Below are 15,200 nucleotides of genomic sequence, written 5' to 3'. Positions count from 1 at the left end.
CACGAAGTTTTTATCTTTGTGTCTTCGTGGTGAAATGCTTTAAGTTGATTTGGACGAGACACCGCCTTACTCGGCATAAGCTTTACCAAAAATCAGCGCGTCCCTGATGCCGGAAATGTCTTCTCTTTGCTCCAGCAATTGCTGGTACCAGCCGCCATCGGCTGTGTCGCCGTACAGCACCGCGCCGGCCAGCTTGTTAGCCTTGATGACCAGTTTTTTATAAACGCCTAAAGCGGGATCGGTAAAACAGATGCTTTGACAACTTTCATCGCCTTGAAAATCGCCGACCGAAAACAGGTTGATGCCGGTCACCTTCAGCTTGGTCGCAGTCGGCAGCGCGACATATTCCGCCGCGCCGTGGGCGCTGAGATGATTGGCGCACACCTTGGCTTGCTCGAACAGCGGGGCGACCAGGCCAAACGTATCGCCGCGATGCTGGATGCATTCGCCGACCGCATAAATGCTGGGATCGTAACTTTGCAAGGTATCGTTGACCACGATGCCGCGCTCACAATAAATCCCGGCTTTTCGAGCCAGTTCCATGTTCGGACGCACGCCGATAGCCGCAACAAACAGATCGCATTCGAGTTGTCTGCCGTCAGCAAAACTAACCGCCGTGATGTGATTGTTTTGATCGCCTGTCAACTGCGTAAGTTTGGCGGCCATTTTAAATTTAAGGCCGCGTTGCTCCAGCTCCATTTGCAGCATTTTTGCTGCGGGCCTGTCCATTTGCCGGTTCAGCAGGATTTCATGATTATGGATCACGGTGACATCCATGCCCCTTAAAACCAGGCCGTTAGCGGCCTCCAACCCCAACAGCCCGCCGCCCAACACCACGGCTTTTTTATGGCTGCGGCTGTAGTCGAGCATCTTATTCACATCGAAAATATCCCTAAAACTGATCACGCCATCCAGGTCACTACCCGGAACCTCCGGCATGACCGCCTTGGAACCGGTCGCGATCAGCAGCCGCTCGTATCCGGCGACCGTGCCGTCCTGGGCGTAGACTTCCTTGTGTTTCCGGTCGATGTAAACCGCGGCCTTACCCTCGCCCGCATGCAGGGTTATGCCGTTGTCGATGTACCACTGGCGGTTATTGATCACAATATCCTCGATGGTTTTTTCGCCGCACAGCACCGAAGACAGCATGATGCGGTTGTAGTTGCCGTAAGGCTCGGCGCCGAACACGGTAATATCGTATTTGTCCGGCGCGGCGGTCAGCAGTTCCTCTACGGTACGCATACCCGCCATGCCGTTACCTATGACGACCAAGCGTTGTTTCATCTGGGGTTCCTTATATGAATGCATCAGCTCAAACTGTATGCCATATTCAATAGCAATCGGTATGCCGACTTTAATCCTGTAAACCGTAATAAACCGGTTCAAGCGTCAGTAACAACCGGTATTTCCGGTAACTCGCGAGCCGACAAGCCGGAAACGCCGCCTCCCGCTATGTTTTTCGACAAGACTCTCCTGAGCAGCACCGAAGGGTGCAATCGGACTTGTCCGATCTTATTCCGGCCGACATCTAAAACATGAAAATATAAAAGAACGCTAACGCGCCAAGATGGGGCATAAATAATTTGAAGAGACAGCCAAACGGTCGATAATGGTGCAACAGAATGGAGCGTAATAAAGCATGCCGCAAAAACCATCGTATAGCGTGGCTGGTTATGTGGGATTCCACCTAACGCCCCACTCCACCCTGCCGGGCGGCCTGCAAATTGCTATACAATCCATAACGCTCTTAACTTTGAATAACTTTAAAGCAATCCATGTATAAACGTATCCTTGATCACCTTAACGGCGCAATCTTGTTATTTGATCGCGATCTGAGCCTCACTTACCTTAATTCAGCCGGAGAAATTCTGCTTGCCGACAGCTCGCGCCACTTGGTGGGGCTCAGCGCTAATGAGATATTCAAATCCTCCGATCCCGCATTGCTGCTTAATTTGCAGCAATGTTTAACAATGGCGGAACCGCTGCTGGATCGGGAGCTTATTCTGGACCGCATGACCCACAGCATCACCATCAATTTTAGCGCGACGCCGTTGTTGAAGGATGAGCAGGTCGACGAAATCCTGGTCGAATTACAACAAGTGGACAATCACCTGCGCATATCCAAGGAGGAACGCTTGTTAACCCAGCAGAATACCGCCAGAATGCTGGTCAGGGGGCTGGCGCATGAAATCAAGAACCCCTTGGGCGGCTTGCGCGGGGCGGCGCAATTACTGGATCTGGAATTACGCGACCAGGATCTCAAGGAATACACCCGGATTATCATTGCCGAGTCCGACCGCCTGCAAGGCTTGATGGATAAAATGCTCGGCCCCAATAAATTGCCCAATAAAAAGGCCATCAATATTCACGAAGTGCTGGAGCGGGTCAGGCAGCTGGTTCAAGCCGAGTCCAACCTGACCATTAAATCGGACTACGACCCCAGTATCCCGGACATCTATGCCGATAAAGACCAACTGATCCAGGCTATTTTAAATATCGCTAAAAACGCCGTTCAAGCACTGAACGGGGAAGGCGACATCCTGATCAAAACCCGAATCCACCGGCAAGTGACCATTGGCCGCAAACGCTATAAATTGGCCGTGAAGTGCGACATTATCGATAACGGTCCGGGCATCGACGCCGATATGATGAACCAGATTTTTTATCCCATGATCACCGGGCGCGCCGACGGCACAGGACTGGGTTTGTCGATAGCCCAAGCGTTGATCAATCAGCATAACGGTTTGATTGAATGTACCAGCGAGCCTGGAAACACGGTGTTTTCAATCTTCTTACCCATTATTTCACAGGGAGAGACCGACAATGACTAAAGCCGAAACTGTCTGGATCATCGATGACGACAAATCCATACGCTGGGTCGTGGAAAAAGCCCTGCAAAAAGCGGACATCAACACCCGCAGTTTTTCCGGTGCGGCCGACTTGCTGAACGCATTGCAGGACGACTCGCCCGATGCGCTGATTACCGATATCCGTATGCCTGACATGGATGGGCTGGAACTGTTGAACAAGATTCAACTGAGCCACCCGAATCTGCCGGTGATTGTGATGACCGCTCATTCCGATCTGGAAAGCGCCGTCGCCGCATTCCACGGCGGCGCTTTTGAATACCTGCCCAAGCCCTTTGATATTAAAGAAGTCGTCGATCTTGCCCATAGAGCCTGCATCCATAGCCGGCAGCAGCAAATTGAGACGGTTTCGGATACGCATACGGTCGAGGAAACGACGCCGGAAATTATCGGCGAAGCGCCTTCGATGCAGGAAGTGTTCCGCGCAATCGGTCGGCTGGCAAGGTCGCAGATCACCGTACTGATCAACGGCGAATCGGGAACCGGCAAGGAATTGGTCGCCAAAGCCCTGCATCGGCACAGCCCCAGAGCCGACAACCCGTTCATCGCCCTGAATATGGCCGCGATCCCCAAAGACCTGATGGAATCGGAACTGTTCGGCCATGAAAAAGGCGCATTTACCGGCGCGCAATCGCGCCGCGCCGGACGCTTTGAACAAGCCGACGGCGGCACCCTGTTTCTTGATGAAATCGGCGACATGCCCGCCGAACTGCAAACCCGTTTATTGCGCGTACTGGCCGACGGCGAGTTCTATCCGGTCGGGTCGTATTCATCGGTCAAAGTCGATGTACGCATTATCGCCGCCACTCACCAGAACCTTGAAACACTGGTTGAGCAAGGCCGCTTTCGGGAAGATTTATTCCACCGCCTGAACGTGATCCGCATCCACATCCCGCCGCTACGCGAGCGCAAGCAGGACATCCCCTTGCTGCTGCGCCACTTTTTAAATCAGGCGGCCGTTGAACTCAATACGGAAGTTAAAATCCTAAAACCCGAAGCGGAGGCTTTTTTAAGCACGCTGGACTGGCCGGGCAATGTCAGGCAACTGGAAAACAGCTGTCGCTGGCTGACCGTGATGGCGTCGGGCCGGGAAATTCATTTACACGACTTGCCGCCCGAGTTGCTCAATACCCTATCGGAAAAAAACGAGACTGAAAACGGCTGGGAAGCATTACTGAGGAGCTGGATAGACCAGCAATTGCTGTTGAACTCTCATCTGGCGCATGGGTACGAGGGTGAAATCGCCAAACACATCATTCCGACGGTTGAAACCATTTTAATTAAGGCCGCGTTAAATTTTACCCACGGCAAACGCCATGAAGCGGCTATTTTATTGGGCTACGGCAGAAACACCCTGACCCGTAAAATTCAGGAGCTGGGGATATAACTGTCCAGATGGGTCTTTTATTCCGCCGTGAGCTGCGTTGCACGGGGCAACCGATGAATAACGATCGCCCAATGTAGGCGAATACTTACGGCAATTAGAACACTGCGACAATATGCCACATTCCATCATTTATCATTTATCGCTAATATATATACAACTCTTGAGATGCAAATTTCCTCCTCGAAATTCAGAGTTTTATATCCTTTTTAATGCGGCCTAACCGGCCGCATTTTTTTTGCCTGCAAGAAAGTCATTTACTCCCGGTAATCCGGCTTAATCAACCCGTTTTTTGCTTACGATAAAACAATCCGCTACCGGTTCTGCGACATTCTGACACGCGGCAATTTGTCACATTCCGTTACTTAATATTTGCCGTTAATATAGCTGCAACTCTTGAGATGCAAACTTCCTCCTCGGAATTCAGAGTGTTATATCCTTCTCTAATGCGGCCTAATCAGCCGCATTTTTTTTGCCTGCGATAAACCGGTTCCGTCGCATGCCGACACACGGGACAAGCTACATTCCATTGCTCAACATTTGTCTCCGATACAACTGCAACTGCTGAAATGCAAACCTCATCCGAATTCAGCGTGCTATACCCTTCTCCAATGCGGCTTAATTGGCCGCATGTTTTGCCGGCAGGAATGATAAGGGGCGTGCGACGGCAGTGAAAACTTTGCCTGATTGGCGACGGCTAACGTAAAAGTTTACCGGCAGCGCTAAACGACAGCCGGATATTGAACCCGCCGCCTGGCGTGCTCATATCCACAATAGCTGACCAGAGGAGAACTAGCCCAGCTTGAAGCCGACAAAAAAACCGCCGACTCCGCTGGCGCCCTTGCTGGTAACGCTGGTCAGGCGATCGACCAGAAACCCGCCGGAGCTTTTTGCGGCTTCTGTAGCCGCACTGGCCGCATGTTGCAGCTTCTCATCGGTTATATCGATGACGTCGTAATATTCCGCAACAAACAGCAGCACGATTGCAGCTCCCCCAAGAAACAGCACCGTGCGCAACATTTTTTTGGCGAAATAACCGACCGCCAAGCCGATTACAAACGGCGTGCCAACATTGCCAAGTAAAAAAGCCGAAGAAAAGATGTCGGTAGACGATGCGGCGTCGACTGGTTGAGTATTCATGGTTGTGAGCTTCCTCTATTGTGATGATTGAGATAGTCCGGCAGGCAGGGTAAAAGTATCGCGCATCGGGCAAATTCAGTCGATGCACGGGCTTATCCACACTACACCTAAATCTTTACCGCATTAATTGTTGCCGGGACCGTAAAAGTAACCGCTCGTTTTTATTGTTTACTTTTTTATTCTATCACCAAATTCAACCGCGTCAGAAAACAAAGCTGTAGGCGCGATATATACAAAAGAATCTTCCCTTACGCATCAAAAACCAGGTTTTATTAAAACCTTATCGCTTATAAGCGTACAATCATTCCAATTTTTTACCCCAAAGTCCCCAGCTAAATTTTTAAGTTGGACGAGAGCATTATGTATTCAGTTGAAGTTTTTCCATGGAATAAAAATTTCGAGGTTGGTGTACCGCTGATCGATGCACAGCACCAAAAGTTGGTCGAGTTGTTAAATGTGTTGGCAGGTCACTTGGCCTACCAATCCGACGTCCCCACCTTAAACAATGTTTTCAATGACTTGGCTGAATACGCTATTTACCATTTTCAGGCCGAGGAGCGCATCTGGCATGCGTTCTTCCCTGAAGACCCCTGGGAAACAAAACATAAAGAGGATCACAGGCGGTTCTTGGCTACGGTGAACAGAATAATGGGGGGGAAAACCAGCAGGCCGCTGGATCAGCTGATTGAAGAAATCCTGACATTTCTGACCCAATGGCTGGCCTTTCATATTCTGGACACCGACATGCGCATGGCCAAAGTCGTGTTGGCGGTACAATCAGGCATACCGTTAAACCAGGCCAAGAAGCAAGCCGACCAGGAAATGAGCGGGGCGATGAAGGTGCTGATCGAAACCATGCTTTCGATGTTCGATGCGCTTTCTTCACGCACCATGCAACTGGCGAAGGAGGTCGTTGAACGCCAGAAAGCCGAGCAAGCCAGCCAGGACGCCCTGGATCGCCTGCAAAAAATCGCCAGCCAGGTACCGGGACTGGTGTTCCAGTTTCAGCGGTTTCCCGATGGACGCTCCTGCATCCCTTACGCCAATGAGGCCATTCGCACTATCTACCGGGTCAGCCCGGAGGAAGTCAGCGAAGATGCGACCAAGATACTTGCCGCCGTGCATCCTGACGATCTGGACGCTTTCAAGACGTCCTTTAAGGTATCGGCGCAAAACTTAACGCCATGGCGCCAGGAGTACCGCTTGAAATTTGACGACGCCCCTGTCTGCTGGCTGTTCGGTAACGCGCTGCCGCAGCGGCAGGCCGACGGCTCCGTACTTTGGCACGGCTTCATCACCGACATCACCAAGCAAAAGCAGGATGAGGTAGATCTTCGCATCGCGGCCACCGCATTTGAATTGCAGGACGCCATGTTGGTCACCGATGCAAACAACGTTATCCTCAAAGTCAATCAGGCATTTACCCGGATCACCGGTTACAGTGCCGAGGAAGTCCTGGGAAAAACCCCCAATTTGCTCAGCTCAGGGCTGCATGATAAGGCTTTTTACGCGGCGATGTGGGATAGTATCAATCGCACCGACGCATGGCAGGGTGAAATATGGAACCGACGCAAAAACGGCGAGGTGTTCCCTGAATGGCTTATTATTACGGCGGTAAAGGCAGCCGATGAAAAGACTGAGCAGATTCATCATTACGTTGCCTCTTTTTCCGATATTACCTCCCGCAAAGCCGCCGAGGAGGAAATCAAACAACTGGCCTTTTATGATCCTCTCACCCAACTGCCTAATCGCAGACTGCTGCAGGAACGCCTTAAACACAGCATCGACATAGAACGGCGTGACGGCAAACGGCTGGCATTACTGATGCTTGACCTGGATCGCTTTAAAGCGGTCAACGACAGTTTGGGGCATCTGGCGGGCGACGAGTTACTGCAACAGGTCGCGGCGCGCATCACGGCAAGATTGCGCGATGTGGACATGGTGGCGCGTCTGGGCGGGGACGAATTTGTCGTCTTGCTGGAAGACATTGCGCATCCTGAAGACGCCGCACGGGTGGCTGAAGAAATCATATTCGCGTTAAGCAAATCCTTCCAACTAACCCAAAGCAATGACGTGCAGATTGGCGTCAGCATCGGCATCAGCCTGTATCCTGAACACGGCGCCAGCTATGAAGAGCTCACGGATCACGCCGATGCCGCGCTGTATCAAGCCAAAGACCAAGGACGCGGCTGCTATGCCTATTTTTCCGAAGACCAGACGATCGCAGCCCGTGAACGCATTGCCTTGGAAACAAGGCTGCGCCGGGCGATAGAGCAACAGGAGCTGCGCGTTTTTTACCAACCGCAGGTCGATATTGCCAGCGGACGCATCGTCGGCGCCGAAGCTTTGGTACGCTGGCAAGACCCGGCAGAGGGGCTGATTCCCCCGCTACGTTTTATCCCGATCGCCGAAGAAACCGGGCTGATTTTGGACATTGGCAAATGGGTGCTCCGTGAAACCTGCCGTCAAGGTCGCCGATGGCTGGATGAGGGTTTGCCGCCGCTAACGTTGGCGGTCAATGTTTCTCCCCAGCAATTCCGCCGCGGTAATATTAGCGCCTTGGTTGAGGCGGTGCTGAACGAAACAGGGTTCCCGGCCGAACACCTGGAGCTGGAAATGACTGAAAGCGGACTGCTGGAAAACCAGAGCAATGTGATGGAGCTTCTGAACAAGTTGCGTTATCAAGGTGTCCGTCTCGCCATTGACGACTTCGGCACCGGTTTTTCGTCGCTGGCTTACCTGAAGCATTTCCCGCTGGACGTGTTAAAAATCGACAAAAGCTTTATCGATGACATTCCGCACTTGCAGGACGATATGGAAATTGCCGCGACTATTATTGCAATGGGACATATTCTGGGCTTTAAAGTGCTGGCGGAAGGCGTCGAAACCCCGGAGCAACTGGCGTTCCTGCGGGAAAAGAACTGCGATTCGTATCAAGGTTACATCAAAAGCCCGCCTGTGCCGGCGGAAGCGTTTGCGCTGTTATTGCGGGAGCAAAGAATAAATTAATTTTTCACCACGAAGATCACGAAAAATGAAATATAAAAACTTCGTGATCTCGGCAACTGCTCCCTGCGTTGCTCGACCTCCTGCATAACCCACTGGGATGTAGGGAATGCAGATATTGCAGGAGCAAATATCTGTCCTTGCAGTCGTTCGTGTCTTCGTGGTGTTATGCCTTAAGCGGAAACGATTAAATCCCGTTTACAGATAGTTAACTTCCGGCTTGCCTTCAGACTCGACCAGCTCGCCGATAGTAAAAGCCTGCTCGCCCAACTGACTCAAGGTTTCAAGCGTCGCCCGCTCATCCTCGGGAGCCACGCAAACGATCATGCCGATGCCGCAATTAAAAGTGACCAGCATATCCGCCTGCGATACGTTACCTTTTTCCTGCAACCACTTGAAGATGGCCGGAAACTCCCAGGAAGCAAGGTCGATGTGGGCGTTGGTGTCTTGCGGAAGCACGCGCGGCAGATTCTCGGTCAAGCCGCCGCCGGTGATGTGGGCCAGCGCATGCACCGGTACTTTATCGAGCAGCGACAGCAACGACTTGACGTAGATCCGGGTCGGTTCAAGCAAGGCTGCGCCCAAAGATTTGCCGTTAAAGGGTTCGGTCAGCGCCGACTGACTGTGGGTGATGATTTTCCTGATTAATGAATAGCCGTTGGAGTGCGGGCCAGATGATGCGATGCCGATCAGCTTGTCGCCGACTTTGACTTTGCCGCCGTCGAGCACTTTGCTTTTTTCCACGATGCCGACGCAAAATCCCGCCAGATCATACTCTCCGTCCGCATACATGCCCGGCATTTCTGCGGTTTCGCCGCCGACCAAAGCAGCACCTGCCAACTCGCAACCTTTGCCGATGCCGTCCACGACCGCTGCGGCGGTGTCGACATCCAACTTACCGGTCGCAAAATAATCAAGGAAAAACAGGGGCTCCGCGCCCTGAACAATAATATCGTTGACGCACATCGCAACCAGGTCGATACCGATGGTGTCATGAATACCCAACTCATTGGCCAGTTTCAGCTTGGTGCCTACGCCATCGGTACCGGAAACCAGAATCGGCTGCCGATAACGGTCCAGCGGCAGTTCAAACATCGAACCGAAACCGCCCAGACCCGCCATGACCCCTGCCGTCCGTGTTCTGGCTGCAATAGGCTTGATCCGTTCGACTAATGCGTTACCGGCTTCAATGTCAACGCCTGCGCTTTTATAATTCAAGCTTTCTTGATTTTGTTCGCTCAATGTGGTGTTCTCTTGCTAAAATTTAAACTTCCGCTATTGTACAAGACATCGTCGGTTTTGTCTGAAGGATATGAATACACAGGTTTTATCTGACAGATGTTACCGTAGCGTTTGTGTGAATTTGGATTCATATCATTATTAAGCGCGGCAAATTGAAAAAAATAATTAACGTGGTTGGCTGTTAATTACAGTGGATCAACCGAAACCGCCCATGGCAACACCAAGTCTTTTTGAGGAGTGGATATATGAACGTAACAAAAATGTTTAACCCTATGCTGTTTATTGCAGCCACATTATTTACCGGCACCGTTTCCGCCTATGAGTCGGGTCTAACAGAAGAGATTTGCAAAAAGCCCCAATTCAGAGACTTCAGCCTTCCTGTCTTTCAAGAGCCCGAAAAAACCGAGATTCCGCCTGAATCAACATTTTCCTTCATGGTTTCGCCTTGGGCCAAGCCGAGCACCATCAAATTGACCGCCAAAAATCAAGAACTCGAATATACGGTCGAAAGCAACAGCAGTTTTCACCGGGTTAAGGCAAAGTTGCCTGCTGCTTTCAATGGCCAATATGTCAGGCTCAATGTCAGCGCCAAAGCCGAATTAGGATGCTCCGGCCAAAACGGATGGCTGGTTAAAGTAACCGATAAATAACAGAGGTGAAAGGCTAAGGGCGAAAGACGAAAAAAACCTAACACCGGATCGCTCTGCGCCTTTTGCCCTTAGCCTTTTGCCTGTTTTAATAAAGCACCTTGTCGGTCTTTTCAGCCCATATCTGAAACGGCTGCATCGCATTCGGCAGATTTAAATGCAACATGGCGATACGGCGCTGATGCGGCAACACGGCAATCTCATCGTAAATGAAGCTGTCGTCAAAGTTGGCGGCAGCGGCATCATGCCGGCTACAGGCAAAATAGACCTTTTCAAGCCTCGCCCAGTAGATCGCCCCCAGGCACATCGGACAGGGCTCGCAGCTGGAATAAAGGGTGCAGCCCGGCAACTGGAAATCATTGAGCTTTTGACAAGCCAGACGTATCGCCATCACTTCCGCATGGGCGGTAGGGTCGATATTGCTGGTGACCTTGTTGCCGCTGGCGGCAATCACCCGTCCCTCTTTTACAATAACCGCCCCGTAAGGGCCGCCCTGTCCCGATCGGGCATTCTCTACGGCCAGATCGACCGCCTGCCGCAAAAACTCCTCATCCATTTATAAACCTAGGGGATTATTTGGGTCTACGCCATCCATGAAAGGCAGGCCACGTTCCTGATGGGTCAATTGATATATTTTTCCCAACCAATTGTTGAATACCGCTTTCGCCGTATCGCCCCAGGTGTTGTCGATATGTTCCAGCACCTGGTTTTCAGGAAACTCGGCCAGACGCAGCCCGTTCTGTCTGGCCGATATGACCTGCTGCTCATAACCGGCAAAAATCTGCTGGACCTCGGCATTAAAATAATTTTCCGGGAACGGCGGGTAGTCGTCTATTTCCGCACGATAAAAGCGCAGGACTTCACGCTTGTATTCTTTCAACAGGCTGATGTCGTCATATTCAGGATGCCCTTGAAAAAACACAATGCGAAAACCGTCCGGGCTGACCGCAAGATGCACGCCGGCTTCTTTGCTGGCGGCCAGGACCCTGAGCCCGTGTTGTTCCATATCGCTCTGGAATATTTCATTAAAACGGGAATGAGGAACGTCAAATCGGGTGTTGATTTCCGCGACCAACGGATGGCTGCGATCGGTTAGTTTATGCGAAAACACCCCCCAACGTTTGGCCGGCAAGCGGGTTCGCTCGATGCCGTAACAATATTGAATGACGGCATGCGTCGCAAGGCATGAACACAATATCGAGGTGACATTTTCCTTCGCCCAGAAAAAAACCTCGGTCAACGGTTGCCAGAAATCTTCTTCGGATAATCGGGGATGCGTGACATTAGCGCCGCTGATGATCAGCGCATCCAAGCCATCCCGTTTGATTTTCTCGAAGGGTTCGTAATATTTAGCGATATGGGCTTGCGCTTCCGGGCTTCTTTTCAGTCCCTCAATGGTAAACGGATGCACATGAAACTGAACGATCTGGTTGCACGCCCCCACCAGCCGGAAAAATTGTCTTTCGGTCGCTTCCAGCGCCGCATCGGGCATCATATTGAGCAGACCGATATGCATTTCCCGTATATCCTGATTACTGGCGCGAACAGGATCCAGTATTTCCTCCCCTTCTTCACGAAGGCGTTGAAATGTCGGTAAATCAGTATGTGCAACTAAAGGCATAACCGGACTCCGTCCATATTATTGCTGGGAACCAAGGGCATCGGCGATAAGCCGGATAAAGTCATCCTCGCCGTTAACGGCGGCGACATCGTTCGCATCGACAGTATAGCCGTATTGATCGGCGATAGCCTGATAGCGGGGCAGTCTGGACTTGAATAGCTCGGGAAAAACCCAGGAGACAAAATCATCCGGCTGAATGGCATCAGTGGAAGAATACTGTCTAAGCTTCATGAATTCGGCGAGTTTTTCATCAAGGAACGCTTCCCGATAATAAAGCGGCTTGGGATCGGATTTAGCGCGTTCAATAATGGTTTGCTCCAATTCCGGCGGAATTTTGATGTAAACAATCAGCGTGTTCTGCGCCAGCGTTTCCAGCACCTCGGGGCTATCCAGCTCGCAAACGCTGCCTCCGGCGTCATTGACGAAGTGCTTGTAGCCGTATATGTCTACCGCTTTATCGATAAAATCCGGCACGTCATTCATCGCGGCAATCTCAGCCTGATGGTGCAGTTTTTGCCGGCGTTTGAATTCCTGCAAAGACAGTCCGCCCAACTCAGGATTGCCGAGTTTGCCGAGAAAGCTGGAAACCGGAGCCAAGTTATCGACGGTTATCTTATTGCTGATATGGATGGAGTCGGAAAGCAGCAATTCGCGCAGAAACGGAACGCGCATGGCCTGGCGCTTGATATTATCCAGAATAGGCTCTTCCAGATATTTTGTGCCTATCCGGTAATCGCCGGAATAATGGAACCATTTGGCTTTAGGCAATTTATTGGCTAGCGTGGTTTTTCCCGCGCCGGACATAGCCAGCAGGGTAATGCGTTTTGTTTGCCAGTCCAGGAATTCCTGAGGACTCATTTTCATTGTGATGCTTCCCTCATTAATCCAGGTAATCTTCTATGTCCAGATCGTCAGGATTGGGTCTGTGTTCGTCCGTATCGGTATAGCCCAAATCATCGACCTCAAGATCGTCAAAAGGCGCGCTCCAGTCTTCAGGAGCCTCAATATAATCGAAAGTTGAGCTATACCAGCTGTCATGGTCGTATTCGCCAATATCGCCGTTAAGGTATTGGACTTCAATGGAATCATCGCTTTCTTCAATGGCGACGACTTTAAATTTCAGGTTGTTTTCCACGTCCTTGTACCAACTGCCGATGATAGGGTCTGCTATGGTTGTCATAATTATTCCTCAATGCTTAGCTAGAATGTTTCGCCGCAAAAATATCTAAAAGGTAAGTGATCTTACTAACAATGCAAAAGAAAATACAAAAGTATTTTATACTGGCCGGGATAAATTTATTTTCCGTATTTTTATATTGAAACCCGCGTTAAAGCCTGTTATGACAAGGCTGATTGAATTATCCGGGTGCGATATTTATAAAGTAAGCACCGCTTACTTGCAACAGTCCGCCAATAATGACGAATAATGTGTTCAGATCAAAAACTCTGTTTTTAGAGTTACTGCAAAAACTGATTACGCAGTCGAAAGCAATTCGCCCTCCCGGTTTCGCCGGACTGACATTGCATGACATAGGCTTCTTCTTCCTGGTGGAAATCCAAAAAAGCGCCATTACCACTCGGGCGTCCGCAGTAGCCTTTACTCTGTTTCTGGCGATGTTTCCCGCCATCATCTTCTTTTTTTCGTTGATACCTTTCCTGCCCGTCGCTAATCTGCACCAGCAGGTGTTCAACGAAATGCACTCGCTATTACCTGAAAACGCTTATCAGGCCGCTGTTGAAACCATTAACGATCTGGTGAAAAACCAGCATAACGGATTGCTATCATTCGGATTTTTGGTAACAGTCTACTTTGCCACCAACGGTATTAATGCGTTGATGGAAGCGTTCAACCAGGCCCTTCATGTCGTTGAAACCCGATCTTTTATCAAGCAGCGGTGCGTTTCGCTACTCTTGTTTGTAGCGCTCTCGCTGCTCCTGCTGACGGCTTCATTGCTGATTATATTCAGCGAAGTTGCGATCAATTATGCAATTGATCAGGGCTGGCTCTTACATGACTGGCGAGAAATATTATTATTGATGCTGGGCAAGTGGCTGGTTGCGCTTTTGCTGTTATATACCGCCATCTCGTTGCTGTATTACTTTGGCCCGGTTAATTCGGCCAACTACCAGTTTATAAGCCCCGGCGCGCTGTTGGCGACCGTTTTATCGATCTCGGCGTCATTGCTGTTTAACTATTATGTCAACAACTTCGGCACTTACAACAAGGTGTATGGCGGCATCGGCACCATCATGGTCATCATGTTATGGCTCGAATTTAACTGCTTGATTATGCTGATAGGTTTTGACCTAAACGCCAAAATATACAACCGTTCTTAGCAAGCGGCTTTGGGAATATCCCCGGCTGTCACAATCGGTCCGGTCATCGTCGCAACCAATAATCCGCCAGCAAGCCTAAAAACACGGCCAAGCCATACCAGTTGTTGTTTAAAAACGCCTTAAAACAAAGCGCTCTTTCCCGGTGAAGAATCAATTTTTGCTGATAAACCGACAAGCCCGCCGCAATTAAAATACCGCCGTAATAAGGCCAACCGGTGTTCGCCATTTGCCCCACAGTAATCAGCAGGCCGAGTATGACGACCTGTAACGCCGCCATGATGTGACGGTCGTAAGCGCCGAACAGTATGGCCGTCGATTTAACGCCTATTTTCAGATCATCGTCCTTATCGACCATCGCGTACATGGTGTCGTAAACCAACGCCCATAATATGACGGCTAAATACATCACCCAGCCCACCGGCGGAATGCTGTCCAGCTGCGCGGCAAACGACATCGGCACCGCCCAGCCGAAAGCCATGCCCAAATAGGCCTGCGGCAAATGAGTGTAGCGTTTCATAAACGGATAGCTGGCGGCCAGAAATGCGCCGATGAATGACAGCATGATAGTGTAGATATTCAGCAATAACACCAGACCGAAAGAGCACAAACACAACACCGCAAAAACTATCAGCGCTTCCTTGGGGCTTACCCTGCCTGCGGCGATAGGCCGCTGCTTGGTGCGTTCCACATGCGGATCGAAGTCGCGGTCGGCATAATCGTTAATCACGCAGCCTGCCGCCCTCATCAGCACAACGCCCAGACAAATAACGGTCAAAACCAGCAAATCGGGTTTGCCGCCGCTGGCGACCCACAGCGCCCACAATGCCGGCCACAATAAAATCAGGATGCCGATAGGCTTGTCGAATCGCGCTAATAGCCAGTATTGCTTGATTCGATCCAGTACGCGATCCATTATTTTGTCCATCATCGTTATTGCCTTTTCCAAAGCCTGAATT

The 15,200-nt window shown here is 50.7% G+C and carries 13 protein-coding genes; 5 read left to right on the top strand and 8 right to left on the bottom strand.

The features are described 5' to 3' along the window. Nucleotides 1-66 precede the first annotated feature (66 nt). Nucleotides 67-1,284: an FAD-dependent oxidoreductase gene (locus V3O24_RS11905; protein WP_331307373.1), complete on the bottom strand. Its 1,218-nt coding sequence runs from the start codon at nt 1,282-1,284 to the stop codon at nt 67-69. A 491-nt stretch (nt 1,285-1,775) separates the two neighbouring features. On the opposite strand from V3O24_RS11905, the gene glnL reads away from it, so the two are divergent. Both glnL and ntrC read left to right on the top strand, forming a co-directional pair. After that, the gene (gene glnL, locus V3O24_RS11900) at nt 1,776-2,831 is read left to right on the top strand and encodes a nitrogen regulation protein NR(II) (RefSeq protein ID WP_104423663.1); all 1,056 of its coding nucleotides are present in this window, start codon (nt 1,776-1,778) and stop codon (nt 2,829-2,831) included. Further along, nucleotides 2,824-4,254, top strand: coding sequence for a nitrogen regulation protein NR(I) (gene ntrC, locus V3O24_RS11895; RefSeq protein WP_104423664.1), 1,431 nt, complete (start codon nt 2,824-2,826; stop codon nt 4,252-4,254). Before glnL ends, ntrC begins: the two co-directional genes overlap by 8 nt. A 789-nt stretch (nt 4,255-5,043) precedes the next feature. Here the strand turns inward: ntrC and V3O24_RS11890 are convergent. Further along, nucleotides 5,044-5,391 (bottom strand): FUN14 domain-containing protein, encoded by a 348-nt coding sequence (locus tag V3O24_RS11890; RefSeq protein WP_104423665.1) that lies wholly within the window; start codon nt 5,389-5,391, stop codon nt 5,044-5,046. Between the two features lie 360 nt (nt 5,392-5,751). Here V3O24_RS11890 and V3O24_RS11885 point away from each other — a divergent pair, with 360 nt between their 5' ends. Beyond that, nucleotides 5,752-8,400: an EAL domain-containing protein gene (locus tag V3O24_RS11885; RefSeq protein ID WP_331307372.1), complete on the top strand. Its 2,649-nt coding sequence runs from the start codon at nt 5,752-5,754 to the stop codon at nt 8,398-8,400. A gap of 195 nt (nt 8,401-8,595) precedes the next feature. On the opposite strand, the gene purM is transcribed toward V3O24_RS11885, so the two are convergent. Next, nucleotides 8,596-9,639: a phosphoribosylformylglycinamidine cyclo-ligase gene (gene purM / locus V3O24_RS11880; RefSeq protein ID WP_331307371.1), complete on the bottom strand. Its 1,044-nt coding sequence runs from the start codon at nt 9,637-9,639 to the stop codon at nt 8,596-8,598. A 245-nt stretch (nt 9,640-9,884) separates the two neighbouring features. On the opposite strand from purM, the gene V3O24_RS11875 reads away from it, so the two are divergent. Continuing rightward, nucleotides 9,885-10,289, top strand: a complete 405-nt coding sequence (locus V3O24_RS11875) for a hypothetical protein (protein ID WP_104423668.1) — start codon at nt 9,885-9,887, stop codon at nt 10,287-10,289. An 85-nt stretch (nt 10,290-10,374) separates the two neighbouring features. Here V3O24_RS11875 and V3O24_RS11870 read toward each other — a convergent pair whose 3' ends face one another. The 4 genes from V3O24_RS11870 to V3O24_RS11855 are packed head-to-tail and all read right to left on the bottom strand — an operon-like array spanning nt 10,375 to nt 13,087. After that, complete coding sequence (locus V3O24_RS11870; RefSeq protein ID WP_104423669.1) at nt 10,375-10,842, bottom strand: nucleoside deaminase; 468 nt, start codon at nt 10,840-10,842, stop codon at nt 10,375-10,377. Continuing rightward, nucleotides 10,843-11,907: a homoserine O-succinyltransferase gene (locus V3O24_RS11865; protein WP_104423670.1), complete on the bottom strand. Its 1,065-nt coding sequence runs from the start codon at nt 11,905-11,907 to the stop codon at nt 10,843-10,845. 18 nt (nt 11,908-11,925) lie between these two features. Then, entirely contained in the window at nt 11,926-12,771 is an 846-nt protein-coding gene (locus V3O24_RS11860) for an ATPase (protein WP_104423671.1), read from the bottom strand. A 16-nt stretch (nt 12,772-12,787) separates the two neighbouring features. After that, nucleotides 12,788-13,087: a DUF6763 family protein gene (locus V3O24_RS11855; RefSeq protein ID WP_104423672.1), complete on the bottom strand. Its 300-nt coding sequence runs from the start codon at nt 13,085-13,087 to the stop codon at nt 12,788-12,790. A 248-nt stretch (nt 13,088-13,335) separates the two neighbouring features. Here V3O24_RS11855 and V3O24_RS11850 point away from each other — a divergent pair, with 248 nt between their 5' ends. Beyond that, on the top strand, nt 13,336-14,244 hold the full coding sequence (locus V3O24_RS11850) for a YihY/virulence factor BrkB family protein (RefSeq protein ID WP_181049868.1): 909 nt from the start codon (nt 13,336-13,338) through the stop codon (nt 14,242-14,244). Between the two features lie 43 nt (nt 14,245-14,287). Here V3O24_RS11850 and ubiA read toward each other — a convergent pair whose 3' ends face one another. Continuing rightward, nucleotides 14,288-15,172: a 4-hydroxybenzoate octaprenyltransferase gene (gene ubiA / locus V3O24_RS11845; RefSeq protein WP_331307370.1), complete on the bottom strand. Its 885-nt coding sequence runs from the start codon at nt 15,170-15,172 to the stop codon at nt 14,288-14,290. Nucleotides 15,173-15,200 lie beyond the last annotated feature (28 nt).

The sequence above is a fragment of the Methylobacter sp. Wu8 genome (assembly GCF_036440755.1).
Lineage (GTDB): Bacteria > Pseudomonadota > Gammaproteobacteria > Methylococcales > Methylomonadaceae > Methylobacter_A > Methylobacter_A tundripaludum_A.
The sequence above is the reverse complement of the archived record's forward strand: the minus strand, read 5'-3'. Positions and strand labels throughout refer to the sequence as shown.